The following is a 25,027-nucleotide window of genomic DNA, read 5'->3' on the forward strand; positions in this document are numbered from 1 at the left end:
AATTGGGCTGAGGGCGTGGCAGCCTGGAGCTGGCCAGCTCTACCGACCGACTTGAGCAGCCGGTCGGGCGACCAGCTTCAGCGGTTGAACCAGGGACCGGGCCAGGCGAACGGTTGGCCAGAGCAGATCGGGCATCGTTTCTAGGGTGGTGAAGGTTTCCAGGTGCGGCATCAGTAAGCTGCGGGCAAAGCTGCCGTAGGCAATGCCCGCGATGTGGGGTGGACGATCGGGAGTGGTCTGGGCTGGGCCTAACAAGCCCAGATCTTGCAATTTTTCAACCGTATGCCGGTTCGTACCCCCTGCCAGCTGAACATAGCCGGGTAAACCTGCGGTTAAGAGCTTCTGACCCAGTCGAATGGCGGCGTGGGTAGTGCCTTTACCGATATCACCGCTCATCGGGCGACCGTCAGCTTGCCAGATTAGGATGGCAGGTCGGGGCTGTATCTGAGCGTAGAGCTGGCGCAGGTAGTCAGTCACGCCCGCCCCATCTGGGCAGCTAACCGAGACGAGCTGAAGCTGACGTACCCAGGGCCGCAGCTGGTTCCAAAGCTGGGTGAACTCGACTACGCGGCCGACCTGGGTGTGAATTTCAACGGCATCTACCTGGGGCAGCAGGGTCGGGGCCAGCGTTGCCAGCGGGACAGTCTGAGATCGCGTCTCAATCTGCCCAATCGGACAGACCGGCAGACAGCGGCCGCAGCCGTAGCAGCGTTCCGCCGTGACACCGCCGTTGGCAAACCCCGATTTAGGATTAAAGACAATGGCTCCGGCCGGGCAGATCGCCTCACAGGGCCGGGCACAGTCGGCCGGACAGCGCGCCGGGTCAAACACCGCTTTGCGGAAGTGTGGGTCTTCCCCGTCATTGAGGCTGACCATTAGCCAGGGACGGGCAAGCGCGCTGCCCTTCTCAGCTGCAATCTGAATAGCGGCCTGCACGCCGGCACGCGCTTCCGCGACGACTGCCGCATCGGCGGCCACATCAATGCAGTCGGCACCGGCTAGACTATAGGCCAGCGCCAGATTTCTAACCGCAGGCAGGTGCTGATAGCTGGCACCGCAGATCAGCTTGAACCAATGACCCGACTGAAGGGACTGTAAAGGGTTAGGTAAATTCCTCACCCTTCTATGCTAATGGGTTCAAATCTAAATGACGAGTTGGGCTAAAAAACTTTGCGATGCTCAGACCCGGTCAGGCGGAGCGATCCTCCGCAGCCCGGATGAACTCAGGCGGCCGCTAGCGCATCCTTGAGGGGAAACCACTTGAAGGCGCGATCGCCGCCGAGCTCAACGACGACCTTGACTCGAGGCTCGATCTGCGGCAGCGATACCAAGAACTCCAGTTCCTGATTCGTCAGGACGTAGCCCTCTAGCAGCCAGAGCAGCAGTCCCTTGTTTTCAGCGGGCAGATGTTCTAGCCGATAGCTGACGACCGGCGGTAGAAAGTAGCGATAGCCCACCGCCGCGTCCTTACTTTTCTTGCCCAGGTGGGGCGGTCGGACGCCGTGAATGTCTAGTAAATAGGCCGAAAGATCGCCCAGCCCCCGGGCTGACATATGGACGCACTCATACCCTGCGGTCCGGATGCGACGGCGAAAACGGCCCTCGAATCCCCCTTCAGGCGGCACTCGGACGGCCAGCGCCCCGTGCTGCTCTACGTCGCGAACTATTTTGTTGCCAGCTACCAGCAGTACCATAGGGCCTCAAGATTAAGCGTCGGGATGATTGGGATGATTAACCGATATCGTACTGTATTATTCGGCATTGTTTTGGCGCGATGTCGTCGGCTAACCCCAGCTGAATCTGAATCATCAAAATCATTTTGCAGAAACGGTGGACAAAGCCAGATTATCTGTGTAACATGCTTAATTGTCGCCAAAATTTAGATACTGGATGGCAGGCTGCTACAGTGAGCTGTTCAAGTCTAGGCTGATTTATCGACTGGGACTCACTGAGCTAGAGTTCTAAAGTGTCGAAAACGGTTTAAGTATCAGTTTGGGTCTATCGCGATCGCGGCCATTTGCTTGGGCAGCGCGATTTTGTTCCCGTGTGAGCTGAGTCCTCTAGCAGGATTTTCGGGCAGGGTGTTCAATCCCTGCCGTTTCAGGCGTGTTAATTTTCGGAGACGTTGCTGTGTCTGTCGGTATTCTTGGTACCAAGCTGGGTATGACCCAGATTTTTGACGAGGCTGGAAATGCGGTGCCAGTCACCGTCGTCCAGGCGGGACCCTGCGTGGTGACCCAGGTTAAGACCGAGCAAACGGATGGCTATGCCGCCGTTCAAATCGGCTATGGAGAGGTTGCTGAAAAGGCGCTAAACCGGCCCAAGCTGGGACACCTGTCTAAGTCCAGCGCCCCGGCCCTGCGGCATCTGCGGGAGTATCGAGTCAGCAACCCCAGTGAATTTGAGCTGGGCCAGTCGATTACCGCAGACCAGTTTGCCGCTGGCGAGCTGGTTGACGTTAGTGGCAAGAGCATTGGCCGCGGCTTTGCGGGCTATCAGAAGCGCCACAACTTTAAGCGAGGGCCAATGGCTCACGGCTCTAAGAATCACCGGCTACCCGGTTCAACCGGTGCCGGTACCACGCCGGGCCGGGTTTACCCCGGCAAGCGGATGGCCGGGCGGATGGGCGACGAGCGCGTCACCACCCGCAAGCTGAGCATCGTGCGAGTAGACGATGAGCGCAATCTGTTACTGATCAAGGGCTGCGTCCCCGGCAAACCCGGGGCGCTGTTGAGTATTGCGCCAGCGACCATCGTAGGCCAGCAGGTAGGGAGATAGTCATGGTTGATTGTATTGTTCGAGACTGGCAAGGAAACGAAGCGGGCAGTGCCTCCTTCGAGCTGAAGGTCGCCAAGGAAGAAAATGCGTCCCATATTGTTCATCGGGCGCTGGTGCGGCAGATGAATAACGGTCGCCAGGGCACCGCTGCGGCAAAAACCCGGGCCGAGGTGCGCGGCGGCGGTCGCAAGCCCTGGCGGCAAAAAGGCACGGGCCGGGCCCGAGCAGGCTCTAACCGCTCGCCTCTCTGGCGGGGCGGCGGCGTCATCTTTGGTCCCAAGCCCCGGGACTACAGTACCAAGATGAATCGCAAGGAGCGGCGGCTGGCGCTGCGCACAGCGTTCCAAAGCCGAGCAGAAGATTTGACTGTAGTAGAGAATTTTGCCGCTCAGCTGACCCAGCCGAAGACAAAAGAAGTTCTCAGTGCGCTCGAACGGTGGGGCCTTAACGCCGGTGAAGAAAAGGTGCTGATCATCATCGACGAAAAAAACGAGACGATCTATCGCTCGGTGCGCAACGTGCCTAACATCAAGCTAATCTCAGCGATTGGCCTGAACGTCTACGACCTGCTGGCCGCCGATCGGCTGGTAGTGACCGCTGCGGCACTGGAGAAAATTCAGGAGGTATACGGTGAGTAAGCCAGTCGATACGCGCGACCTGCCCGACATCATTCGACGCCCGATTGTGACCGAAAAGGCAACGCTGCTGCTCGAAAACAATCAGTACACCTTTGAGGTGGCCCCGAAGGCAACTAAGCCGCAGATCAAGGCCGCCGTCGAAAGCCTGTTTGATGTCAAAGTGCAGGGGGTGAGCACGCTCAATCCGCCCCGTAAAAAACGCCGTGTAGGCCGTTTTATGGGATATCGGCCGGTCTATAAGCGAGCCATTGTGACACTGGCTCCCGGCGATACAATTACTCTCTTCCCTGACGTTTAGACGATTTGATTAGCCATGGGTATTCGTTCCTATCGACCGCTGACTCCCGGCACCCGCGAGCGCACCGTCTCCGACTTTGCCACGATTACGCGGGATACGCCTGAAAAGTCTTTGACCCAGTCGGTCCATCGCCCTAAAGGGCGAAACAACCGCGGGGTGATTACCTGCCGCCATCGCGGCGGCGGTCACAAGCGGCTCTACCGCACCATTGACTTTCGCCGGAACAAGCACGACATTCCCGCGAAGGTAGCGACGATTGAGTATGACCCCAATCGGAATGCACGGATTGCCCTGCTGCACTATCAGGACGGCGAAAAGCGCTACATCCTGCATCCGCTCAATCTAGAGGTCGGAACTACGGTCATCTCTGGTCCAGACGCCCCGTTTGAAGTTGGCAACGCCCTGCCGCTGCACCGGATTCCCCTAGGTACGACGGTTCACAACGTGGAGCTGACACCGGGCAAAGGCGGACAGATTGTTCGGGCTGCTGGGGCTGCTGCCCAGCTAGTGGCAAAAGAGGGGGGCTACGTCACCCTGAAGCTGCCTTCTGGTGAGGTGCGGATGATCCTACGGGACTGCTACGCCACGATTGGTCAGGTTGGCAATATCGAATCGCGCAATACCACCATGGGTAAGGCTGGTCGCAAGCGCTGGGCCGGTCGTCGGCCCGAGGTGCGCGGCAGCGTCATGAACCCGGTTGACCATCCCCACGGCGGCGGTGAGGGCAAGGCCCCGATTGGCCGCAGCGGTCCGGTAACGCCCTGGGGTAAGCCGGCCCTGGGCTACAAGACCCGGAAGAAGAAAAAGGCCAGCGACGCCCTGATTGTACGGCGACGACGACGGGCTTCGAAACGCGGTCGCGGCGGGCGCAACGCCTAAGCTAGCGGCTCAACCTCACTTAATGTATGTTTACAGTTTTTGCACGGTAGGTCGGACTATGGCTCGCTCCTTAAAAAAAGGCCCCTTCGTGGCAGACCATCTGCTGACAAAGGTAGAAAATCTCAACGCCAAAGGCGATAAGCAGGTCATTAAGACCTGGTCGCGGGCGTCCACAATCATTCCTCAGATGATTGGTCATACCATTGCGGTGCACAACGGTCGTCAGCATGTGCCGGTGTTTATTAACGAGCAGATGGTGGGCCATAAGCTAGGGGAGTTTGCGCCGACGAGAACGTTCCGCGGCCATGCCAAAAGCGATAAGAAAGTGCGCCGTTAGGAAAGGAAATCATGGTTGAAGTTGATACGAGTGCTCAGGTGAAGGCTACTGCTAAATATGTTCGAATGTCTCCCCGCAAGGTGCGCCGCGTTCTCGATCAGATTCGCGGTCGCTCCTATCGGGAAGCGCTGATTATTCTGGAGTTTATGCCCTACAAGTCCTGCGAGCCGATTCTGAAGGTGCTGCGCTCGGCCGTTGCCAACGCTGAGCATAACAACGGTCTCGATCCGGTTGATTTGGTAGTGAGTGAAGCCTACGCCGATCAGGGTCCCGTGCTCAAACGCTATCGGCCCCGGGCTCAGGGCCGAGCCTATCAGATTCGTAAGCCGACCTGCCATATTGCGATCGCGGTGGCCCCTGCGACCGAATAAACCCTTATTCAGTTCATTTTTCCGTCAGCCATAGGAGTACTCGTGGGACAGAAGATTCATCCAGTCGGGCTTCGCCTCGGCATTACGCAGGAGCATCGCTCCCGCTGGTATGCCGACTCGAACCGCTATCCCGAACTGCTGCAAGAAGACCATAAGATTCGTCAGTACGTTGAGAAAAATCTCAGCAATGCGGGCATTTCGGAAGTGCGCATCGAGCGTAAAGCCGATCAGATCGACCTGGAAGTGCATACGGCCCGACCCGGTGTTGTCGTCGGTCGCGGCGGCAGCGGCATCGATTCGCTACGGGTTGGGCTACAGCAGGAGCTGAACGATCCCAACCGCCAGATTCGGATTAACGTCATCGAGGTGGCCCGGGTCGATGCTGACGCTGGCCTGATTGCCGAATATATTATTCAGCAGCTCGAGCGACGGGTGTCCTTTAGACGGGTGGTGCGGCAGGCCATTCAGCGAGCCCAGCGAGCCGGTGTTGAGGGGATCAAGATTCAGGTAGGCGGTCGCTTAAATGGGGCCGAGATTGCCCGCAGTGAGTGGACCCGTGAGGGCCGTGTGCCGCTACATACGCTGCGCGCCAACATCGACTACGCCTATAAGACCGCTCAGACGACCTACGGCATCCTTGGCGTGAAGGTCTGGATTTTCAAAGGCGAAGTGATCCCGGGGCAGGAAGAGCAGCCCGTCAACGCCAATGCCCAGCCACGCCGCCGTCAGCCGCGTCGTCGTCAGCAGTTTGAAGACCGCTCTAATGAGTCTTAAGGCCCAGAGAAGATTCTGGTGTTATCGAGTTCTGGCTGTCGAGTTTTGTAAGTAGTAACCCACCATGCTAAGTCCGAAGAGAACCAAATTTAGAAAGCAGCATCGGGGCCGCATGCGGGGCATGGCCCACCGGGGCAACGAGATCAACTTTGGTCAGTTTGCCCTCCAGGCGACCGAGCCTTCCTGGATGACCTCACGGCAGATTGAAGCCGGACGGCGAGCGATGACCCGCTACATTCGCCGGGGTGGCAAAATCTGGATTCGCGTTTTCCCCGATAAGCCGGTGACGATGCGCCCGGCTGAGACCCGAATGGGTTCCGGTAAGGGCAACCCAGAATTCTGGGTAGCGGTAGTCAAGCCCGGTCGGATCATTTTTGAGATTGCCGGTGTGTCTGAAGAAATTGCCCGCGAGGCGATGCGGCTAGCCGCGTTCAAGCTGCCATTTAAGACCAAATTTATTGCAAAACAGGAGGAGGTCTAAACATGCCCCTGGCTAAGATTGCAGACGCCAGAAATCTCAGCGATGAGGAGCTGGCAGAGGAAATCGCGGCGGCGAAGCGATCGCTGTTTGACCTGCGCTTTCAAAAGGCGACCCGGCAGCTCGAGACCGGCTTTCATCAGTTCAAGCACACGCGCCATCGCCTGGCCCAGCTGATGACCGTCGAGCGAGAGCGCCAGCTGGCGGCGGCTCAGGCGGCCCAGACTGAGCCGGCTCAGGCAGCGGCAGGGCCAGGCACCGAGACTGAGTCGGATACCGAGACGGCTATTGAGACAGAGAGCGAGCAGGAGTAGTGGGTTAGATGGCAGCGAAGGAAAGGGTTGGCCAGGTGGTCAGCGACAAAATGAATAAGACAGTGGTGGTCGCGGTTGAAAGCCGGGTCCCCCATCCCAAGTACGGCAAGATTATGGTGCGGACGCGGCGATTCAAGGCGCATGACGAAGAGAACAAATGCAAGACGGGCGACCAGGTCAAAATCCGCGAAACCCGTCCGCTCAGCCGCACCAAGCATTGGATCGTCACCGACATTCTGAATCAGGTCTCTGAGGCTGTTTCTGAAGTCGTCGCCCAGGTCGAGGCGATCCCCTCGACCCAGTCGGCAGAGACAGCTCAGGTCGAAGAAGCGGCGGCTCCACCAGAAGCGCTGGCTACTCAGCCGCTTGAGGAAGCCGTTCAGGTTGATGAAGAACAGATGGCGGCGGCCCCAGCGGCTCAGGCTCCTGAGCCAGAAACTCAGGATGTGGCCCCAGAAGACACTCCAGAAGATACCCCAGAAGATACCCCAGAAGATGCTTCAGAGGAAGCCTCGGTTGAATTGAGCCAAGCACCTGAGGCAGACCAGCCGGAGGAGACCGAATCATGATCCAGCAGGAAACCTACCTCAATGTCGCCGACAATAGCGGTGCCCGCAAGCTCATGTGCATTCGGGTACTGGGCGGCAACCGCCAGTATGCGGGCGTCGGCGACGTGATCGTCGCCGTCGTGAAAGACGCACTGCCCAATATGGCGGTGAAAAAGTCAGATGTTGTTCGGGCGGTCGTGGTGCGTACGCGCAAGGGAATGCGCCGCAACAGCGGTATGAGCATCCGGTTTGACGATAACGCCGCAGTGCTGATCAACCCCGACGGTAACCCCCGTGGCACCCGGGTCTTTGGTCCAGTGGCGCGGGAGCTGCGGGATAAGAACTTTACCAAGATTGTGTCGCTCGCGCCGGAGGTACTGTAGATGGCCGTTAAGTCAAAGCCAATTCGCCAAAAAATGCACGTCAGGAAGGGAGACACCGTCCAGGTGATCACCGGCCGTGACAAGGGCAAAGTCGGCGAGATTGTGGCAATTAAGCCGAAGCGATCGCAGGTGATCGTCGAGGGCGTCAACGTTCGCACCAAGCATGTCAAGCCGCAGCAGGAAGGCGAATCGGGTCAAATTCTGACCAAGGAATTTCCCATCCACAGCTCCAATGTGATGCTGTACTCCACTAAGGAAAAGGTGGCGAGCCGGGTGGCCTACTCCTTTACCGAAGACGGTCGCAAAGTCCGGATGCTGAAAAAGACCGGCGAAATCATCGACTAGGGCTGCCGTCAGCCCCATTTTCAGCTTAATCTCATTCACCGTTCACCCCTCGTTCCTGACCCAGCCCAGGAACCTTCAATCAGAGAAAACCATGGCCGAGCAACTCAAAACCTTCTACGCCGAAAAGGTAGTGCCGAAGCTGTTGGAGCAGTTTAATTACCAAAACATCCATCAGGTTCCCAAAATTACCAAAGTCACCGTCAACCGAGGTCTGGGAGAGGCGTCTCAAAACGCCAAAGCCCTAGAGTCTTCGATTAGCGAACTCGCCCTGATTACCGGTCAGCGACCGGTGGTGACCCGGGCTAAGCGCGCGATCGCGGGCTTCAAAATTCGCGAAGGGATGCCGGTTGGCGTCATGGTGACGCTGCGCTCTGAGCGCATGTATGCCTTCGTCAACCGGCTGGTCAACCTGACCCTGCCGCGCATCCGCGACTTTCGCGGCGTCAGCCCTCGCAGCTTTGATGGACGGGGCAATTACACCTTGGGACTGCGCGAGCAGCTGATTTTTCCCGAGGTGGACTACGACAACATTGACCAGGTTCGCGGCATGGACATCAGTATTGTCACCAGCGCGAACACCGACGAAGAAGGGCGGGCCCTGTTAAAAGAGCTGGGTATGCCGTTCCGGGATAACTGAGGCAGGTTTAGCAAAAAAGAGGATTATGGCGTCTAACGATACAATTTCAGACATGCTGACGCGCATTCGGAATGCTACCCTTGTGCGCCACCAGACGGTGGATATCCCGTCAACGAAAGTCACCCGCAATATTGCTTCCGTACTCAAAGAAGAGGGCTTTATTGTCGATACGGCTGACCGGCAAGAGGGCGTTCGGCGAACGCTGACGATTACCCTAAAGTACAAGGGAAAAACCCGCGAACCGATTATTCGCAACCTGACCCGCGTGAGCAAGCCGGGGCTGCGAGTCTACTCGAACCGTAAGGATCTGCCCAGAGTGCTCGGCGGCATCGGCATCGCCATCATCTCGACCTCCAGCGGCATTATGACCGACCGCGATGCGCGGCGGCAGGGCGTTGGTGGCGAAGTGCTCTGCTACGTTTGGTAGCTCACGGCTATCAAGCACAGCGATTGGGCAGCAGTGATTAGGTTAGGAGGTTAACTATGTCTCGTATTGGCAAACAGCCGATTGTCGTTCCCAGCCAGGTGACCGTTACGATTGACGGCCAGCGGGTGACGGTCAAAGGGCCGAAAGGCGAACTATTCCGAGAAATCCCCCCGGAGATCTCAGTCGAGCAGGAGGAGGGTACCATCGTCGTCCGGCGGCGAAATGAATCGCGTAATGCGCGGCAGCGGCACGGCCTGGCGAGGACGCTGGTGGCCAATATGGTGCAGGGCGTCTCCCAGGGCTACGAAAAGCGGCTGGCGATCCAGGGCATCGGCTATCGGGCCGCCGTCCAAGGCCAGAAGCTAACCATGAACCTGGGCTATAGCCACCCGGTCGAGTTTGACCCGCCGGCGGGGATTCAGTTTGCGGTGGAGGGCAACACCAACGTCACCGTATCGGGTATTGATAAAGAAATCGTCGGCAACACCGCCGCCAGAGTCCGGGCGGCTCGCCCCCCGGAACCCTACAAAGGCAAAGGGGTACGCTATGCCGACGAGGTCGTCAGACGTAAGGCTGGTAAAGCAGGTAAGAAGTAAGCTATGAAAACAACTCGTCGCGAATCCACCCGTCGCCGCCATGGGCGCATCCGTCGTCGGATTAAGGGGACATCGGAGCGGCCCCGGCTGGCTGTTTTTCGCTCCCACCAGCATATCTATGCCCAGGTGATAGACGATACGCAGCACCAAACTCTGGCTGCTGCGTCTACCCTGGAGAAAGACGTCACCGAGGGCCAGGGTTCGACCCAGGTGGCTTCGGCAGCGGTCGGCAAGCTGATCGCCCAGCGGGCGATTGAGAAGGGCGTGTCTCAGGTCGTGTTTGACCGCGGCGGCAAGCTCTACCACGGTCGCGTCGCCGCCCTAGCCGAAGCGGCGCGGGAAGCAGGTTTAGATTTTTAAGCAGTAAGGTTGTAATCGAGATAGAGCTATGGCGAACCGTCGTAAAAATAATAAGAGCCGCGAGAAGGACTCCGAATGGCAGGAGCGAGTCGTCCAGATTCGCCGCGTCACCAAGGTGGTCAAGGGCGGTAAAAAGCTAAGCTTTCGGGCCATCGTCGTCGTGGGCAATGAGAAGGGACAGGTCGGCGTCGGCGTCGGCAAGGCCAGCGACGTGATTGGCGCGGTTAAAAAAGGCGTTGCCGACGGCAAAAAGCATATCGTCGATGTGCCGCTGAACAAATCCTTTTCAATTCCCCACCCCTCCACCGGCGTAGCCGGGGGCGCGAGAGTCTTCATGCGGCCTGCGGCCCCAGGAACTGGGGTAATCGCCGGGGGTGCGGTGCGCACCGTGCTAGAGCTGGCCGGGGTACGGAATATTCTAGCGAAGCAGCTGGGCTCCGACAATCCCTTGAACAACGCCCGAGCCGCAGCAGAGGCCCTGGATTCGCTCCGCACGCTATCCGACGTGGCCGAAGAGCGCGGCGTTGCGATTGAAAAACTGTACGCTTGAGGAAGAGACGATGAGATTAGAAGACGCCAGACCGAAACCGGGGTCCAAACGTCGCCGCCGCCGGGTGGGCCGTGGAATTTCCGCTGGGCAGGGAGCCAGCTGCGGCTTCGGCATGCGAGGTCAAAAGTCTCGCTCGGGCCGGGGCACTCGCCCGGGCTTTGAGGGGGGCCAGCTACCGCTGTACCGTCGCATTCCCAAGCTGAAGCATTTTCCACTGGTCAATCAAAAAAACTATACGATTATTAACGTCGAAGACCTGAACGATCTGGCAGCGGATAGCGAAGTGACTCTGGAGACCTTGCTTGAGGCCGGTATCTTGACCACCAGTGACGGTCCGCTGAAGATTTTGGGTAACGGCGAACTGTTCGTTTCACTGAACGTCAAGGCGGCTGCCTTTACCCGCTCAGCCCAGACCAAAATTGAGGAGGCGGGCGGCAGTTACGAAGTGGTGAGCAAGCCGTAGATTACTATAGAGACAGGATCGCAGTAGACGTCGCTAGAGAGATGTAATGGTAGTCAGTCAAGGAAAGTCGCCCAGCGCGCAGGAAACGTTTCTGCAAATGGCGCAGGCCGCCGGTTTACGTAGTCGCCTGCTGGTCACCGTGGGTCTGCTAATTTTAGTTCGGCTGGGCGTCTATATCCCCATTCCGGGGATAGACCGGGTCGCCTTTTCGCAGTTTGTTCAAACCGGTGCGGGCGGTGTCCTCGGCTTTCTTGACATCTTTGTAGGTGGCGGCCTTTCCCTTGTCGGCATCTTTGCCTTGGGGATTCTCCCCTTCATTAACGCCTCGATTATCATGCAGCTGCTGACCGCAGCGATCCCGGCCCTGGAAGACCTGCAAAAAAACGAAGGCGAGGCGGGTCGGCGCAAGATTTCTCAGGTGACCCGCTATGTCGCCTTTGGCTGGGCCATTTTTCAGAGCACGATGCTCGCCAGCTTTTTGCTCCGACCCTATGCCAATGAGCCGGGCATCCCCTTTGTCATCGAGACCGTGATTGCGCTGACCGCCGGTTCTATGTTCGTGATGTGGGTCGGCGAGCTAATTACCGAGCGCGGCGTGGGCAACGGGGCTTCGCTGCTGATTTTCTTGAATATTGTATCGACCCTGCCAAGGCTATTGGGGCAAACTTTTGACCTAGCCCAAACCGGCGATCGCAGTATTGTCGGCGGCATCATCATCCTGTTCCTGGTGTTCCTAGCGATGATTATCGGGATCGTCTTTGTCCAGGAGGGGACGCGCCGCATTCCCATTGTCTCAGCCCGGCGACAGGTTGGCCGCAAGCTGTACTTGGAAAAGAGCAACTACCTACCGCTGCGGCTGAACCAGGGCGGCGTGATGCCAATTATTTTCGCTTCGGCGGTGCTGGTGTTGCCGCTGTCACTGGTGCAGTACATTCCAAACCCAGCCTTTGCTGAGTTCATGGCACGTTACTTTCGACCCACATCGCCGCTTTACATTGGCATTTATTTGTTCATGATCGTCTTCTTCAGCTACTTCTATGCGTCGCTGGTCGTCAACCCAGAAGACATGTCCCGAAACCTGAAGAAAATGGGCGCGAGTATTCCTGGCATTCGACCCGGCAAAGCGACCACGGAGTATATCAGCCGGGTGCTGAATCGGCTGACCTTCCTCGGAGCGATTTTCCTCGGACTGGTAGCGGTGGTGCCTAGCTTCGTTGAAAGCGCCACCCGAGTGCAGACCTTTCAGGGGCTCGGGGCGACTTCTCTGCTGATTCTGGTGGGGGTCGCAATCGATACGGCCAAGCAGATCCAGACCTACGTCATCTCCCAGCGATACGAAGGGATGGTGAAGCAGTAGTGACCCGACTCATCTTTTTAGGCCCACCGGGAGCGGGCAAGGGAACCCAGGCCAGCATCCTATCTGAAAGCTGCGATGTCCCCCATATTTCGACCGGTGCCATCTTACGAGACGCTGTCGATCAGCATACTGAACTAGGCAAAAAAGCTGAGTTTTATATGAATGCTGGGGAGCTCGTTCCGGACGACCTAATGCTGGATCTGATCCGCGAACGGCTTACCCAGCCCGATACGGAGAACGGCTGGATTTTGGACGGTTTTCCCCGCAATCTTGAACAGGCCAAGTTTCTAGACCAGCTGCTCGAAGAAATCGAGCAGCCCTGCCAGGTCGTCATTAATTTAGAAGTGCCTAACCCGGTTTTGATTGAGCGGCTGCTAGCCCGAGGACGAGAAGACGATACGGAAGCGGTAATTCGCAATCGCCTCGAAGTCTACGCTGAACAAACGAAGCCGCTAATTGAGCTTTACGAGGGTCGGCACCAGCTGGTTTCGATTGACGGCGATCGCCCGCCTGAGGACGTCACTGCTGACCTAGTTAAGACCATGCAGGCATAGCTTCGGTAACCCTACCTACAGCCATAGATGGTTGTTACTATGGTTTGTTAGGCTGTTACGGGTGGCTTTGCCATGCTACCTATGATTTTTATTGAATGTGAGGAAGGACTCATTGTCTAAGCAAGACCTAATTGAAATGGAAGGGACCGTCACCGAATCCCTCCCTAATGCCATGTTCCGAGTTGATCTGGATAACGGCTTTAACGTGCTGGCCCATATTTCGGGCAAGATCCGCCGAAACTATATCAAGATTCTGCCGGGTGATCGCGTCAAGGTAGAACTTACCCCCTACGACCTGACCAAGGGACGCATTACCTATCGCCTACGGAAAAAATAGCTTCTAGCAGTGGCTCAGCCCCAAAGCGGACTACGTCTGCGCAGGGCCTGCCGGTCGATTCGCAAATGGACTGAATGGCGGTCTGGGCTTCCGCTTCACTGAGCCCAAACGTATTCAGGGCAATCCCGGCTACCGGGGCCAAGTCAAAGGTGCCTGCCGCGCTTGCCAGCGCTTCGTAGACCTGAATCACCTGATCGAGCGGTGGAATTTTGAACTCAGGAAAGTGCTGAATATGGCTAAGGTTAGCCTTGTGGACCAGAACTAGGTGAGTCGGCTGACAGCCCCGCAGCAGTGGCAAAGTGGCGGTCGAAGCCGGATTCATCAGCGAGCCCTGCCCCTCAACGTAGAGCACATCGTGATCGGCACCGTGGTTCAGCATCAGCTGCTCCACCGCTCCACTGGCGAAGTCTACCCGTATCGCGTCTAGGGAAATACCGTCAGCCCCGAGCATCAGCCCGGTTTGCCCGGTAGCAATCAGCTTAGAGCGCAGCCCGCTGCGGCGGCTGGCCCGATCCAGCTCGATGCTGGCCGACATTTTTCCCACGGCCATATCCGTCCCCACCGTCAGCACACGGCGGCAGGCCAGCTGCCGGGCGCGGCCAGAGCCAACACTGAGGCCTGGCGGCTCCTGGCGAATATCCCAAATCCACTGCGATTCTCCGACCTGGTCGGCCAGGGCTGGCTCCTGGGCCATGCGTGTATGCAGGCCGTTCATCACCGACAGACCGGCGCTGACCGCCTGCTCTACTTCGGCGTACCAGGGTTCCGGTAAAATCCCACCAGAGGGAGCCAGGCCGATGGCTAGCACGTCGGGCTGATAGGCCAGCGCCGCCCGTACCGAATCCACGATGGGTACCTGCCGCTGAATCCCGGTCAGCTCCGGCACTGACTGACCCTCGGCGCTTTCGTCGATCACGGCGACAATCGGGTTTTCGCTATAGCGCAGCAGGGAGATGCCGGTTTTGCCCTTGGCCCCGGTGAGGCCGTGGTGGAGCAAAATCGCAATCCGTAAATCAGGCGTCAGTTTAGGCGTCTGCATGGTGACAACCCAGGCCAGGAGCATCAGGGGGAATCAGCCGCCCGTCCCGCAGCTCGGCCCCGATGAACGGATCGTCGCTGAGGTTGAGGTGGCTATCGAGGTCGAGGTGGTCAGCCAGCGGCGACAGGTGGGCCAGGGCCGTATTGGCGATCGCGCTATCCGAATAGCAGCCAAACATCACTTGCAGGCCGCAGGCCCGGGCCGTGTGGATCATCCGCCGGGCCTCGCTCAGCCCGCCCGACTTCATCAGTTTAATATTGATACCGTGGACGCAGCCCGCCAGCGGCGGAATATCGGCACTGGTAAAGCAGCTTTCATCGACAAATAGGGGCAGCGGCGATCGCGCGTAGAGCTGCGGCAGCAGGCCATCATCGGCGGCGGCCAGGGGCTGCTCTAGATAGGTGACGCCGCGGTCGGCCAGCCATTCTGCCATCGTGATTGCATCGGCTAGAGACCAGCCGCCGTTTGCGTCAATACTGACTTTTACACCTTCTGGCAGCTGGGACAGTAGCGCTGAAAACATTGTCTGGTCGGCGGCAATCCCGGCGGGACTGCCCAGCTTAATTTTCACTGAGCGCACCGGCACCTGCTGCTGCCACTTTTGCAGCCGGTCGCAGGCCGCCGCTGCCGAACCGATGCCAACGGTCACCGCCGTCGGGCCAATTCGCTGCCGCTCCAGTCCCCAGAGCTGCCATAGGGGCAGCCCCACCCGCTTTCCCAGCCAGTCATGGCAGGCCAGGTCAATCGCCGCCCGGACGGCGGAGAAAGCCTGGACCTGATCTAGCAGATTATCAATGGCCTGAGCCTGAAGCGGATGCAGCGATCGCAGCGGCTGCTCTAGCTGCTGGAGCTGGGCTGAAATCAGCTCGGTCGTCTGGCTATCTGGCCCCACCGAAAAGGGCGAAGCCTCGCCCCAGCCCTCAATGCCGTCGGCGCTCAGCCGCAGCCAGAGGTTAGTCGAACCGGCGGTGGTGCCACGGCTGATGGTCAGCGGCACCCGCTTATGCACCGTGAAAGGCTGAATTCGGATATCCATAGGGGCTACTGGAGCTGCGTTTTTGAAACGATGCGCGTTTTTTTGCGATCGCGCGCCGACAGCTCATCCCCCGCCTGCAGCCGGGTGACGTTTTCCTGCAAAACCGTCGCGGCATTCTGGTCGCCCATCTGCAGGGCCGTCTGAGCTGCCGACTGGAGCAGCGTTAACGCTCCCTGCCGGTCGCCTGCCTGCAGCCTGAACTCGGCAATCTGGGTCTGGCGATACTTGGCCAGGGCAAAAATATGGGCCTGCACCTCGGGGTTGACCGTCGGCTGATAGTACTCCTGCGCCAGCACCTGGACAAACGCCAGATCAGACTGGAGGCCGGTAGCGCCCTGGGTCGGGTCGTCGTACTGCACCTGGAGCTGCAAAATCATCTGCTGGCCGGGGGGCTGCTGGTCAATGTAGAAGTTGACCAGCACTACCCGGGGCTTGGCCATTAGGTCGCCAAGCCGCACCGTCGCCTGATTGGCCTCCAAAATCGCCGCCAGCTCGACCGTCTCGGGTAGCACCTGGGCCACCGGCTTGAGCTCGGCCAGCCGCACGCCGGGCAGCAGCGACAGGGTGAGGTAGGCATTGGTCAGCCCCACCGACTGAGCACGGGTGAATAGCTGGCTAAAGGTCGCGATCGCCGCCTCGGGCTGCTGAATGTAGCTGAGGCTGCCACCCCCAGCGTCGGCAATCTGCTCCAGCACGTCCTGATTCCAGTGGTCGCCAAAGCCCAGGCTGCTCAGGGTCAGCCCGTACTCGGTCGCCACCTGGGCCAGCCGCAGACAGCGGTCGTTGTCACCGTGCTCATTTTCGCCATCGGTCAGCAGAAAGATCTGCGAGACCGCATCCTGCTTGCCCTTGGCAACTTCTGTAATGCCTGCCTTGAGGCCGACGTCGATCGCGGTGCCGCCCCCGGCCCTGAGTTTATCCAGCTGCTGGCCGATTGCCGCCGGGTCCTGGACGGGCTGATTTTCCACCAGCACTTCGGCCCGGTGGTCAAAGCTGATGATGGAGATGCGATCGCGCGGCGAGAGCCGGTCAATTACCTGGCGGGCCGCCTGCTTTACCGTCTGCAGCGGCGAACCGCCCATTGAGCCGCTGCGGTCGAGCACCAGGCAGAGGTTGAGGGGTGCCCGGTGGCTATCCGCCGCTGGCAGGGCCGACACCGATACCGCCAGCTGGCGCTGGCTGCTGGCCTGGCCTGAGGGAATATGGGAGTCGCTGAGCGCCCACTCTAGACCCACATTCATAGCTGATCATCTCCTGGCAGTTTCAAGCGGCAGTTAAAGCAAGTCTGAACGAGTCCACGGGTGGGGTTATCCGCCACCGCCCTGAGCGACAGGCCAGTTCTCCTACAAGCTACTATGGAAAGCATAGTGCAACCGTAGAAAGCCGCATATGAGTTCCCCGATTAAGGCCGTCCAGGCCCCCTATTACGGAGACGCGTCCTACCGGACGCCGCCGCCCGATTTGCAATCCCTGCTGCTCAAGGAGCGGATTGTTTATCTGGGGACGCCACTGGTTTCGTCAGACGACTTCAAGCGGCAGATGGGAGTCGATGTCACCAAGCTGATTATCGCCCAGCTGCTCTACCTAGAGTTTGACGATCCCGACAAGCCTATTTTCTTCTACATCAACTCTACGGGCACTTCCTGGTATACCGGCGACTCAATCGGATTTGAAACCGAAGCCTTTGCCATCTGCGACACGCTTAGTTATATTCGTCCTCCGGTTCACACCATCTGTCTGGGCCAGGCTATGGGCACCGCAGCGATGATCCTTTCCGCTGGCACCAAGGGCTCGCGGGCCAGCCTGCCCCACGCGACGATCGTCCTGAACCAGCCGCGCACCGGCGCTCGGGGCCAGGCTACAGATATTCAGATTCGGGCCAAAGAAGTACTGGCCAATAAGACAGCAGCGCTGGACATTCTGTCTCGCAATACGGGCCAGACGCCCGAAAAGTTGGATAAGGACACCGATCGGATGTTCTACCTAACGCCGCCAGAGGCCAAAGAATACGGCCTGATTGATCGGGTTCTGGAAAGTACTAAAGAACTACCGAAGCAAATTCCCGCTGGCGTTGCCTAACCTATCTGCGATTTTTAACTATGCCTGTTGACGGCGTTTTACGCGTTCCCTACAATCTGCCGGGCAGCCGCGCCTGGCAGTGGGTGAATATCTTTACCCGGATGAGTCAGGAGCGGATTCTCTTTTTGAATCAGCCCCTGACCGACAGTCTGGCCAACTCGTTAGTTTCGGCCATGCTCTATCTAGACTCCGACGACTCGACTAAGCCGATCTATCTCTATATCAACTCCATCGGCGACCCGGTAATGGCGGGCATGGCAGACGACACCGTCGGCATGATGTCGATTATGGCTGGGCTAGCAATTTACGACACCCTACAGCACATCAAGTCGGAGCTGGTGACGATTTGTCTGGGCCAGGCCGTTGGCATGTCGGCAGTGCTGCTATCGGCTGGCGTCAAAGGTAAGCGAGCGGCGCTGCCCCACGCCAGCATTGCCCTCACCCATCCCCAAAGCCTCTCCCAGGGACAGGCTACAGATATTCAGCTGAATGCCCAAGAGGTACTTGCCAAGCAGTCCCTAGTGCTCGATATTCTGGCTGAAACCACCGGCCAGCCCAAAGACCGCATCGCCAAAGATATGGAGCGCATGTTCTACCTATCGCCCCAGGAAGCCAAAGACTACGGCCTGATCGACCGGGTAGTCGAAACCCCAACCGCGATTGCTACCTGACCTTCCCCTGTTACTCTTTCCCATCACCCGTCATTCTGTCAGGGCATGGGAACCAAGCCCTGACTACCCCATCACTCCCCAACTCGATCACTCGATCACTCCCTGCCCTCTTTACTCTTTACCCACTAGACCCATGCCTATCGGAACTCCCAGCGTCCCCTACCGCCTCCCCGGCAGCTCCTACGAGCAGTGGATTAGCATTTACGAACGGCTCTTTCGCGAGCGAATCATCTTTCTCACCGAAGAAGTCGATGACGGCATTGCCAACGCCATCGTCGCCTACATGCTCTATCTAGACTCGGACGATCCCTCCAAGCCGATCTACCTCTACATCAACTCGCCGGGCGGCTCGGTAACGGCGGGGATGGCGATCTACGACACGATGCAGCACATCAAGTCAGAAGTCGTCACCATCTGCGTTGGCCTGGCCGCTTCGATGGGGGCCTTTCTGCTGACGGCAGGCACCAAGGGTAAGCGCTTGGCCCTACCCCACTCGCGGATTATGATCCACCAGCCGTTAGGCGGCGTCGGGCGGCGGCAGGCCACCGACATTGAGATCGAGGCGACTCGCATTATCCAGGTCAGACGCCAGCTGAACGAGCTGATGGCTGAGCATTCGGGCCAGCCGGTCGAGCAGGTCGAGAAGGATACCGATCGCGACAACTTTATGTCAGCTCAAGAGGCCAAAGCGTATGGTCTGATCGATCGGGTGATCGAAGAGCGGATTGCCACATAAGCGCGGGCTAAAGCTAACAAAAAGCAAAAACTGTCATCTATATAACAGTCAGGCTGAGATTAGATGACTATCGTTACTGCATGGTTAGTCCGCATGGGCGCGTTTCTTTCGCAGAAATGCTCTAGGCTGGGCGGCCCGGTGAGTATTAGCTCCCGACCCTTTAACACCGCTATAAAACCCGCTCTAAATTCAACTTTTAATCTCTATGGAACCCAAGTCCGACCTGGTCGGGCTTTTTTTTGCGCATTTGTCGCCCGGTAAGGCGGGTATGAAACAATAGGGTTTGGTAATCAGGGCCTAAACCATGGCAGCATCCGGTGAACCCGCTAGAAACATTCGAGTCGGCGTCATCGGCGGCGGCCAGCTAGCCTGGATGATGGCTGCCGCAGCAGAATATCTAGGCATCGACCTGTGGGTGCAGACGCCCAAGCCCGATGACCCGGCGGTGGCGATCGCAGCTCAAACCCTCCTCGCCCCAATTACGGACATCGCCACCACGGCCCGGCTGGCTAAACAGTGCGACGTCATTACCTTTGAAAACGAATTTATTGACCTGCCGGGGCTGCGATCGCTATCCCTGGATTGCTTCTACCCCCAGCTCGACTGCCTGGCCCCATTGCTCGACAAATATGACCAGCGCCAATACTGCCAAAAGATCGGCCTGCCGACGCCACCCTTCGTCGCTTTAGACGGCAAGGCTGACCTGCCTGAACTTGCCGCCCGAATCGCCGCAGTCGGTCTGCCCCTGGTCTTAAAAACTCGCCGCCACGGCTACGACGGTCAGGGAACCTTCATTCTAAAAGATGCTGACGCCGTGGCGGCAACCTGGCAGCAGCTGGGCTACCCGCCGCTGATGCTAGAAGCCTTCGTTCCCTTTGAGCAGGAGCTAGCCGTGATGGCAGCGCGATCGCGTTCCGGCGAAGTCCGGGTCTATCCCGTCGTAGAAACCCAGCAGGTCAACCAGGTCTGCCAGCGGGTGATTGCCCCGGCGGCGGTGACGGTGACGGTGGCGCAGCAGGTTGAGCAGATTGCGACTCGGCTACTCAGCACCCTGGGCGTCGTCGGGCTGTTTGGGATTGAGCTTTTCCTCACCGCTGAGCAGCAGGTGCTAATCAACGAAATTGCGCCCCGAACGCACAATTCGGGCCACTATACGCTGGATGCCTGTGAAACGTCCCAGTTTGAGCAGCAGCTGCGGGCGGTCTGCGGCCTGCCGTTGGGCAGCGTCGAGATGACCTGGGCTGAGGCGGTGATGGTGAACCTGCTAGGCTATGAAACGGCAACCGGGGACTATGCTGAACAGCGAAGCGCGATCGCGGCCCTGCCCAATGCCCATGTCTACTGGTATGGAAAAACCCAGTCGCGACCGGGTCGCAAGCTGGGCCATGTGACCCTGGTTACAGACAGGGCGCAGCCCCGAGCTGACATAGATGCGCTGATTCAAACGGTCGAGTCTCTCTGGTATCCAACCCCGGCTTAAATTTGAATTTTTAATCGCTCAGCCCGGTACCCTCTAAGCTTATCTATCATTTCCCCCTTGCCGCTTGGCGGTCGAGGTTCGCTATGATGTTGGCAGTCCAACTGCGGCGTTGGTGACTGCCAACAACGTTTTCTGATCTATGCTTTTCACTTAAGGGGACTGAGATGCCCTGGCGGCAGTATACCGGGCTTGTTCTCGGAAACTATAAGCCAGTGGCCTTGGTTCCCACCTGGTTTACCCAGGTCAAAAACTGAGGTAAGACGGCGCTGCGGTTGGCTATCTATTTTTTACCCATCTCTGCTTCAAACGCTTAATGCCCGCTCTTTCTACCCATCATTAGGCAAAAGGCGTCCTGATGGGGATGGGGGTCAGCGTTTGGCGGCGAGTTGCACACCTTCGAGCAAATGATGGAGCACTCCCAATCCGCACCAAAGCGTCTTCAAGCCCGGTTCACCATCTCGCTTGCGAGCTAAGAAGCCACCGAGTTGGGCAATCCAGCGCACCGCCTGACGGACAATAGGCGGCTTTTTGGAACGGTTTTTCGGCTCAAACCGACGCCTGAGCAATCGCCATTCTGGGGTTTTCAAGATGGCGTCACAAGCGTCATCTGGGGCAACTCTGGCGTGGTAAGTCAGCCACATCAGACGCCAAACCACAATTGAGTAACCTACATTCCGCAGGTTGATAAACAATTAAGGAGAGGCATAGTAATAGCGCTCGTCAGGAGGGCCAAGGAGATGAATAATCCGACGGCGCTCATCATCGAGATTGCTGATCAGCCGCCGGCCATCAATGAAGACGCGATGAATGCCTTGACACCTTTGCATAATCCAGCGAAACGTCGGATTGGCAGTAGGGCGTTTGCGCTAGTCGAGGACAGTTTGGTGATGCGTCTCAAGGGCTTGGCGCAGCTTGCGTTCGGCCAGGGTATAGACCATTTCAATGGTCTTCCGTCTTAGCTTGGCGCTCCAGCTGGGCTTGGAGTCGATAGCCTTGAGCGGGGACTTTTTCAGCTGACTTAGCCGAACAACCCGGGGCACGCTTGTCTCGCATCGTCGTCCACAAAGCCAATGAATGCCACCCGCCGTGCTTCAGGCACCTGCCCGTCATAGTACGCATCTTCTTGCACGTTGGTGTAGATGGGCGAGTAGCTCAGCCCGCCTAAGAACGACTTGACGCTCAGGTTCAGGTCAACTGTCGTCGGATTCACCAAAGTCACGGTCTGATCCGGTGCATCTTCCTTGCGCAGTACTAGCTCACCCTCGAAGTGTTCGGCACCCAGGTAGCCAGAGGCATCAATCCACACTGGACTCGATACGACCGTCTTCGATGCAGCGGCTAGCGCTTGGTCATCGAGCTTACGGTTATCGAGAACTACGACCGGCACCTGTAGACCTGCGAATTCGAGATTGATGGGACCGCTATAGTCAGCAGCGACAATCAGCTCCATGCCTTCAGCATCGAACCAGGTAAACTCCTCGGAGTTCTTGGTGATGACGTTGTAGCCCTGCTGCTTCAGGCGTGACTCGATAGCGACATAGTCTTCCGCCAGTCAGTTGAGCAAGACCTTACTACGGCGAAAGAATTGGCCTCGTCAGAATAGCTACGACTTCCAGAAATCAAACTGCTCAAGCTCCTTTGGATCGGTGAGTATACCATAACCACTTAAAAAATAGCCAACCTCGTACTCCCCCTTCAGCTCTTTTCGTAGCTCAAGCCACATAAGAGCTCCCTCTTTATCAAAGGCTTTCGCCCTTGCTTTTACAGCTTTTATGACTTCAGGTGGAGCAGGGGTCTTATCACCCGGATTATCTCGATTTAGCCTTTGGTCATACTCTTCAGCCCACCTTTCCAAACGAGCGCGTAGCTCATCGGACAGATTGAAAGTTTCTAGCGAAAGATTATCTGGGTTATCTACATCCCAAAGCGGTGAAGAACTATAATCGGCCTGTAGCTTAATTCTCCGTGACATTCTAGCAACTCCTCCAGATGGTTTGTTTAATTCAATGCTAAGCGCGAGATCTTTGAGAAAACCTCCCAAAATAAACTATTGCTCAGTTAAACATCGTGACTTTAGCATACTTCATGGTAGTTCTCTTGGATTGGCTCCAACAATAAATCCATTACTCCCTACCTCAACCGCCATCCTGTGCCTTCTTCCTTCGAAAAAGAATTCATAAATGTTTCTACTAGCACCTTGCCTTCCAACTACTTGTCCCTCAGTCACTGCAACCATTACGGCATCAGGAATCTTCTCAACTGGAATTGGAGGATTTGCGTTGGCAAAATCCCTTGCATGCTCTTCTAGTATATGGCGTAATCCAGCTCCTCCTTCCCTACCAAGAGCTCTAGCCTCGGCTCTTGTCGTTCCAATCTCTAGAAAAACGATACCGCTCTCAGGAGCAACTCCTTCAGGAGCACGACGAATTCTAGCAATGTCGCCTGCTGAAAATCGATTCGTACCTATCCGCTGACCCAGGTCTGTAACCAGCTCAGGGTCAGCTCTCAGAACTACTTCAAGGTTATTGAACTCAGCGCCTAAACTTCTTGTCGGATATCCTAAAATATCGTCAACTCTACTGAGTGCATCTCTGACAGCTATCGATGCAGTTTCCTCAGTTAGTTCGCCTGTGCGAGATAATCCTCTCAGTCGCTCAACAACGCTAGAGAATAGTCTGCGGCCTTCAGAAAGAGCTATTAACTCCAACGTACCTTCAGCAACACCTGTCGTGGCTTTTTCAATCCGCTCCCTTAAAGTTAGTTCATTGCCAGCAAGGTCTTCACCTGTTATTGCCTGGCCAATGTTTAATCCTGCCGAAAGGCCACCGAGAACGACCCCAACAACTGGGAAAGGTATCGTGATCAGAAAAGCTGCTACTCCGATGCCAATATCCTGCACTACACGTGGAACTTCTGTATCTGAGCAGTCAATGAATGCGCAAGCAGTTGGGTCAGGTTGTGGAATTATACTTTGGGCTATTTCTACAGACTGTTTGAGCATTTCAGATATGCTAACTTGCAGATTTTCTCCGAAGCTTGAGTTGCGAGCATTCCAGAGGTCGTCAAACAGACCAATATCATTTGCAATGACGTAGGGCTTTTCTTGAAGTTTTGCTTGTGAGTACAGAACAGCCCAGTCAGCATATCTAACTGCAACTTTTTCGTCTGAAAATGCTTCTTTTGTTTCAGCGTCTTGGCCTAGTGCGTTCAGCAAGATCTGCTCAAAGTTGAGCCATTCAACTATCTCATCAGAGCTGTTGAACTCATCTAAAAGTGTGTCCAGTTCAGCAGTAGCTTTATCAAAAGCCTCTTTACCTTCAGAACGCCAAAGTGTGCTTAGGAAGAAGTTGTAGTCAAATTCGGTATCTGTGCCTCCGCTTGGTACTTCCGGTACTTTTGGCTCATTTGGTTCCTCCGGTTCTTTCAAATTAGCAGACCACTTGACCCCGGCATCAAAAGCCTGCAAGCCCGCATCGTTCAGGTAGGCAAACGAATCCACAAAGCCAATGAACGCCACCCGTCGTCCATCGCTTGCCTGCCCGCTCAAGAGCGAACCTTCCTGCACGCTGGCATAGATCGGCGAATAGCTCAGCCCGCCCAAGAACGACTTGACACCGACGTTGAGGTCAAGCGTCGTCGGGTTGAGCAAAGTCATCGTCCTATCTAGCACATCCTCTTTGCTCAGCACCAGCTCACCCATGAACCGCTCAGTCGTCAGGTAGCCTGGCGCATCAATCCACACCGGCCCCGATACGACCGCCTTCGAGGCAGCCGCCAGCGCCAGCGGGTCAAGCTTGCGGTTATCGAGGACCACGACCGGCATCTCCAGACCAGCAAAGTCGAGCTTAATCGGGCCGCTGTAGTCCGCTGCGACGATTAGCTCCATGCCATCGACATCGGCCTGAGTAAAGTCGCCAGAGTTCTTGGTGATGACGTTGTAGCCCAGCTGCTTCAGGCGTGACTCGATTGCCACATAGTCTTCAGCCAGATAGCTGTAAGTGGTCGTCAGCAGCAGCGCATCGGGCTTCTCCGGCGGCAGGGGTGGAGGTGCTGAGCCACCCTCAGCAGGCTTTTCCTTCAGCTGCGGGTTGAGTGCCGCATAGACCCGTCCTAACTGCGCCATTTCCCCGAGCAGCAGCGCGTCTTCCTTTAACCCATAGCCCCTAAACTCGGTCCGTCAGCGCCGTGGCTGCCAGCAAGTTCTCCTCAAAGTCGAGCAGCCGCTTGCGCTCTTCAGGCGTAGCGTCTCGATGCCGGTGTTGGGCATTAGGGCAACGTAGCCGATGCGAGTCCAGAGATTGGCGATGCGATTCTTGAACGCCGTTTCTTCTGAGTGCATCCCAGTCTTGTAAGTCCAAATTTGAGACAGCTTTTCAAAGCTGCTGATACAAGGACTTAAGCGTTAGGCATTTGTGCTTATTGCAAAAGTGGGATGGGGTATCAACTTAAAGCGGGACAAAAAGCGCTTGGCAAGGATGTATCAATAAGCACAACAAACAAAAAGCTCTGCGGCAGAGCCCAGAGCCATGTATCGTCACCCTAACAAGTTCAAAACATGGGTA

General features: G+C 57.1%; 32 protein-coding genes, 1 other RNA gene and 4 pseudogenes. 26 read left to right on the plus strand and 11 right to left on the minus strand.

Annotated elements, in window-relative coordinates:
• Window positions 1-39 precede the first annotated feature (39 nt).
• Window positions 40-1,119 carry a circadian clock protein LdpA gene (gene ldpA, locus IQ241_RS10035; protein WP_193906598.1) on the minus strand — a complete coding sequence of 360 codons (1,080 nt, stop codon included), beginning with the start codon at window positions 1,117-1,119 and terminating at the stop codon, window positions 40-42.
• 104 nt (window positions 1,120-1,223) lie between these two features.
• Complete coding sequence (locus tag IQ241_RS10040; RefSeq protein ID WP_193906601.1) at window positions 1,224-1,694, minus strand: NAD(P)H-quinone oxidoreductase subunit N; 471 nt, start codon at window positions 1,692-1,694, stop codon at window positions 1,224-1,226.
• A 436-nt stretch (window positions 1,695-2,130) separates the two neighbouring features.
• Between IQ241_RS10040 and rplC the strand changes: the two genes are divergently transcribed.
• The 21 genes and pseudogenes from rplC (at window position 2,131) to infA (ending at window position 13,424) form a co-directional block, all read left to right on the plus strand.
• Window positions 2,131-2,778, plus strand: a complete 648-nt coding sequence (gene rplC / locus IQ241_RS10045; RefSeq protein WP_193906603.1) for a 50S ribosomal protein L3 — start codon at window positions 2,131-2,133, stop codon at window positions 2,776-2,778.
• 2 nt (window positions 2,779-2,780) lie between these two features.
• The gene (gene rplD / locus IQ241_RS10050) at window positions 2,781-3,416 is read left to right on the plus strand and encodes a 50S ribosomal protein L4 (protein WP_193906605.1); all 636 of its coding nucleotides are present in this window, start codon (window positions 2,781-2,783) and stop codon (window positions 3,414-3,416) included.
• Window positions 3,409-3,714, plus strand: coding sequence for a 50S ribosomal protein L23 (locus tag IQ241_RS10055; protein WP_193906608.1), 306 nt, complete (start codon window positions 3,409-3,411; stop codon window positions 3,712-3,714). Before rplD ends, IQ241_RS10055 begins: the two co-directional genes overlap by 8 nt.
• A 15-nt stretch (window positions 3,715-3,729) precedes the next feature.
• Window positions 3,730-4,593, plus strand: a complete 864-nt coding sequence (gene rplB / locus IQ241_RS10060) for a 50S ribosomal protein L2 (RefSeq protein WP_193906610.1) — start codon at window positions 3,730-3,732, stop codon at window positions 4,591-4,593.
• Between the two features lie 58 nt (window positions 4,594-4,651).
• Entirely contained in the window at window positions 4,652-4,930 is a 279-nt protein-coding gene (rpsS, locus tag IQ241_RS10065) for a 30S ribosomal protein S19 (protein WP_193906613.1), read from the plus strand.
• 11 nt (window positions 4,931-4,941) lie between these two features.
• A complete protein-coding gene (rplV, locus tag IQ241_RS10070; RefSeq protein WP_193906617.1) occupies window positions 4,942-5,301 on the plus strand; it encodes a 50S ribosomal protein L22 in 360 nt (119 codons plus the stop codon).
• Window positions 5,302-5,343: 42 nt separating this feature from the next.
• On the plus strand, window positions 5,344-6,075 hold the full coding sequence (gene rpsC, locus IQ241_RS10075; protein ID WP_193906619.1) for a 30S ribosomal protein S3: 732 nt from the start codon (window positions 5,344-5,346) through the stop codon (window positions 6,073-6,075).
• Window positions 6,076-6,139: 64 nt separating this feature from the next.
• Complete coding sequence (gene rplP, locus IQ241_RS10080; RefSeq protein WP_193906621.1) at window positions 6,140-6,556, plus strand: 50S ribosomal protein L16; 417 nt, start codon at window positions 6,140-6,142, stop codon at window positions 6,554-6,556.
• A 2-nt stretch (window positions 6,557-6,558) separates the two neighbouring features.
• A pseudogene (gene rpmC / locus IQ241_RS10085) lies at window positions 6,559-6,792 on the plus strand (50S ribosomal protein L29); the annotation flags it as partial.
• Between the two features lie 83 nt (window positions 6,793-6,875).
• A pseudogene (gene rpsQ, locus IQ241_RS25490) lies at window positions 6,876-7,109 on the plus strand (30S ribosomal protein S17); the annotation flags it as partial.
• Window positions 7,110-7,432: 323 nt separating this feature from the next.
• Entirely contained in the window at window positions 7,433-7,798 is a 366-nt protein-coding gene (gene rplN, locus IQ241_RS10095) for a 50S ribosomal protein L14 (RefSeq protein WP_193906627.1), read from the plus strand.
• Window positions 7,799-8,143: a 50S ribosomal protein L24 gene (gene rplX / locus IQ241_RS10100; protein ID WP_228021550.1), complete on the plus strand. Its 345-nt coding sequence runs from the start codon at window positions 7,799-7,801 to the stop codon at window positions 8,141-8,143.
• 91 nt (window positions 8,144-8,234) lie between these two features.
• Entirely contained in the window at window positions 8,235-8,780 is a 546-nt protein-coding gene (gene rplE, locus IQ241_RS10105) for a 50S ribosomal protein L5 (RefSeq protein WP_193906629.1), read from the plus strand.
• Window positions 8,781-8,805: 25 nt separating this feature from the next.
• A complete protein-coding gene (gene rpsH, locus IQ241_RS10110; protein ID WP_193906631.1) occupies window positions 8,806-9,207 on the plus strand; it encodes a 30S ribosomal protein S8 in 402 nt (133 codons plus the stop codon).
• A gap of 56 nt (window positions 9,208-9,263) precedes the next feature.
• Window positions 9,264-9,803 carry a 50S ribosomal protein L6 gene (gene rplF, locus IQ241_RS10115; RefSeq protein ID WP_193906633.1) on the plus strand — a complete coding sequence of 180 codons (540 nt, stop codon included), beginning with the start codon at window positions 9,264-9,266 and terminating at the stop codon, window positions 9,801-9,803.
• A gap of 3 nt (window positions 9,804-9,806) precedes the next feature.
• Window positions 9,807-10,163, plus strand: a complete 357-nt coding sequence (gene rplR, locus IQ241_RS10120; protein ID WP_193906635.1) for a 50S ribosomal protein L18 — start codon at window positions 9,807-9,809, stop codon at window positions 10,161-10,163.
• Between the two features lie 28 nt (window positions 10,164-10,191).
• Window positions 10,192-10,713 (plus strand): 30S ribosomal protein S5, encoded by a 522-nt coding sequence (gene rpsE, locus IQ241_RS10125; protein ID WP_193906637.1) that lies wholly within the window; start codon window positions 10,192-10,194, stop codon window positions 10,711-10,713.
• A 10-nt stretch (window positions 10,714-10,723) separates the two neighbouring features.
• On the plus strand, window positions 10,724-11,176 hold the full coding sequence (gene rplO / locus IQ241_RS10130; protein ID WP_193906639.1) for a 50S ribosomal protein L15: 453 nt from the start codon (window positions 10,724-10,726) through the stop codon (window positions 11,174-11,176).
• 46 nt (window positions 11,177-11,222) lie between these two features.
• Entirely contained in the window at window positions 11,223-12,533 is a 1,311-nt protein-coding gene (gene secY / locus IQ241_RS10135) for a preprotein translocase subunit SecY (protein WP_193906642.1), read from the plus strand.
• Entirely contained in the window at window positions 12,533-13,087 is a 555-nt protein-coding gene (locus tag IQ241_RS10140) for an adenylate kinase (RefSeq protein WP_193906644.1), read from the plus strand. The genes secY and IQ241_RS10140 overlap by 1 nt, the downstream gene beginning before the upstream one ends.
• A 112-nt stretch (window positions 13,088-13,199) precedes the next feature.
• Window positions 13,200-13,424, plus strand: a complete 225-nt coding sequence (gene infA, locus IQ241_RS10145; protein ID WP_006276978.1) for a translation initiation factor IF-1 — start codon at window positions 13,200-13,202, stop codon at window positions 13,422-13,424.
• Here infA and IQ241_RS10150 read toward each other — a convergent pair.
• The 3 genes from IQ241_RS10150 to IQ241_RS10160 are packed head-to-tail and all read right to left on the minus strand — an operon-like array spanning window position 13,399 to window position 16,740.
• A complete protein-coding gene (locus IQ241_RS10150) occupies window positions 13,399-14,463 on the minus strand; it encodes a DUF1611 domain-containing protein (protein ID WP_193906646.1) in 1,065 nt (354 codons plus the stop codon). The two genes, infA and IQ241_RS10150, sit on opposite strands and share 26 nt — an antisense overlap.
• Complete coding sequence (locus tag IQ241_RS10155) at window positions 14,450-15,499, minus strand: dipeptide epimerase (protein WP_193906648.1); 1,050 nt, start codon at window positions 15,497-15,499, stop codon at window positions 14,450-14,452. The genes IQ241_RS10150 and IQ241_RS10155 overlap by 14 nt, the downstream gene beginning before the upstream one ends.
• 5 nt (window positions 15,500-15,504) lie before the next feature.
• Window positions 15,505-16,740, minus strand: coding sequence for a vWA domain-containing protein (locus tag IQ241_RS10160; RefSeq protein WP_193906650.1), 1,236 nt, complete (start codon window positions 16,738-16,740; stop codon window positions 15,505-15,507).
• A gap of 148 nt (window positions 16,741-16,888) precedes the next feature.
• Here IQ241_RS10160 and IQ241_RS10165 point away from each other — a divergent pair, with 148 nt between their 5' ends.
• The 5 genes from IQ241_RS10165 to ssrS all read left to right on the plus strand — a co-directional run bounded on the left by IQ241_RS10165 (window position 16,889) and on the right by ssrS (window position 20,744).
• Complete coding sequence (locus IQ241_RS10165; protein ID WP_193906652.1) at window positions 16,889-17,578, plus strand: ATP-dependent Clp protease proteolytic subunit; 690 nt, start codon at window positions 16,889-16,891, stop codon at window positions 17,576-17,578.
• 20 nt (window positions 17,579-17,598) lie between these two features.
• Window positions 17,599-18,249, plus strand: coding sequence for an ATP-dependent Clp protease proteolytic subunit (locus IQ241_RS10170; protein WP_193906654.1), 651 nt, complete (start codon window positions 17,599-17,601; stop codon window positions 18,247-18,249).
• 133 nt (window positions 18,250-18,382) lie between these two features.
• Window positions 18,383-18,985 carry an ATP-dependent Clp protease proteolytic subunit gene (locus tag IQ241_RS10175; protein WP_193906655.1) on the plus strand — a complete coding sequence of 201 codons (603 nt, stop codon included), beginning with the start codon at window positions 18,383-18,385 and terminating at the stop codon, window positions 18,983-18,985.
• 304 nt (window positions 18,986-19,289) lie between these two features.
• The gene (locus tag IQ241_RS10180; RefSeq protein ID WP_193906656.1) at window positions 19,290-20,465 is read left to right on the plus strand and encodes a 5-(carboxyamino)imidazole ribonucleotide synthase; all 1,176 of its coding nucleotides are present in this window, start codon (window positions 19,290-19,292) and stop codon (window positions 20,463-20,465) included.
• A 95-nt stretch (window positions 20,466-20,560) separates the two neighbouring features.
• Window positions 20,561-20,744: non-coding RNA, 6S RNA (ssrS, locus tag IQ241_RS10185), on the plus strand.
• An 89-nt stretch (window positions 20,745-20,833) separates the two neighbouring features.
• On the opposite strand, the pseudogene IQ241_RS10190 reads toward ssrS, so the two are convergent.
• The 6 genes and pseudogenes from IQ241_RS10190 to IQ241_RS10215 all read right to left on the minus strand — a co-directional run.
• Window positions 20,834-21,130: pseudogene (locus IQ241_RS10190) on the minus strand (IS4 family transposase); the annotation flags it as partial.
• A 27-nt stretch (window positions 21,131-21,157) separates the two neighbouring features.
• Window positions 21,158-21,521, minus strand: a pseudogene (locus tag IQ241_RS25495) (hypothetical protein); the annotation flags it as partial.
• Window positions 21,484-21,852: a hypothetical protein gene (locus IQ241_RS10200; RefSeq protein ID WP_193906659.1), complete on the minus strand. Its 369-nt coding sequence runs from the start codon at window positions 21,850-21,852 to the stop codon at window positions 21,484-21,486. The pseudogene IQ241_RS25495 and the gene IQ241_RS10200, both read right to left, overlap by 38 nt.
• A gap of 216 nt (window positions 21,853-22,068) precedes the next feature.
• A complete protein-coding gene (locus IQ241_RS10205; protein WP_193906660.1) occupies window positions 22,069-22,437 on the minus strand; it encodes a hypothetical protein in 369 nt (122 codons plus the stop codon).
• Window positions 22,438-22,548: 111 nt separating this feature from the next.
• Entirely contained in the window at window positions 22,549-24,588 is a 2,040-nt protein-coding gene (locus IQ241_RS10210) for a hypothetical protein (protein ID WP_193906662.1), read from the minus strand.
• Between the two features lie 40 nt (window positions 24,589-24,628).
• On the minus strand, window positions 24,629-24,823 hold the full coding sequence (locus tag IQ241_RS10215; RefSeq protein ID WP_193906664.1) for a hypothetical protein: 195 nt from the start codon (window positions 24,821-24,823) through the stop codon (window positions 24,629-24,631).
• Window positions 24,824-25,027: the final 204 nt, after the last annotated feature.

Origin of the sequence: Vasconcelosia minhoensis LEGE 07310 (genome assembly GCF_015207255.1) — a bacterium.
In the GTDB taxonomy this organism is placed as follows: Bacteria; Cyanobacteriota; Cyanobacteriia; order Phormidesmidales; family Phormidesmidaceae; genus Vasconcelosia; species Vasconcelosia minhoensis.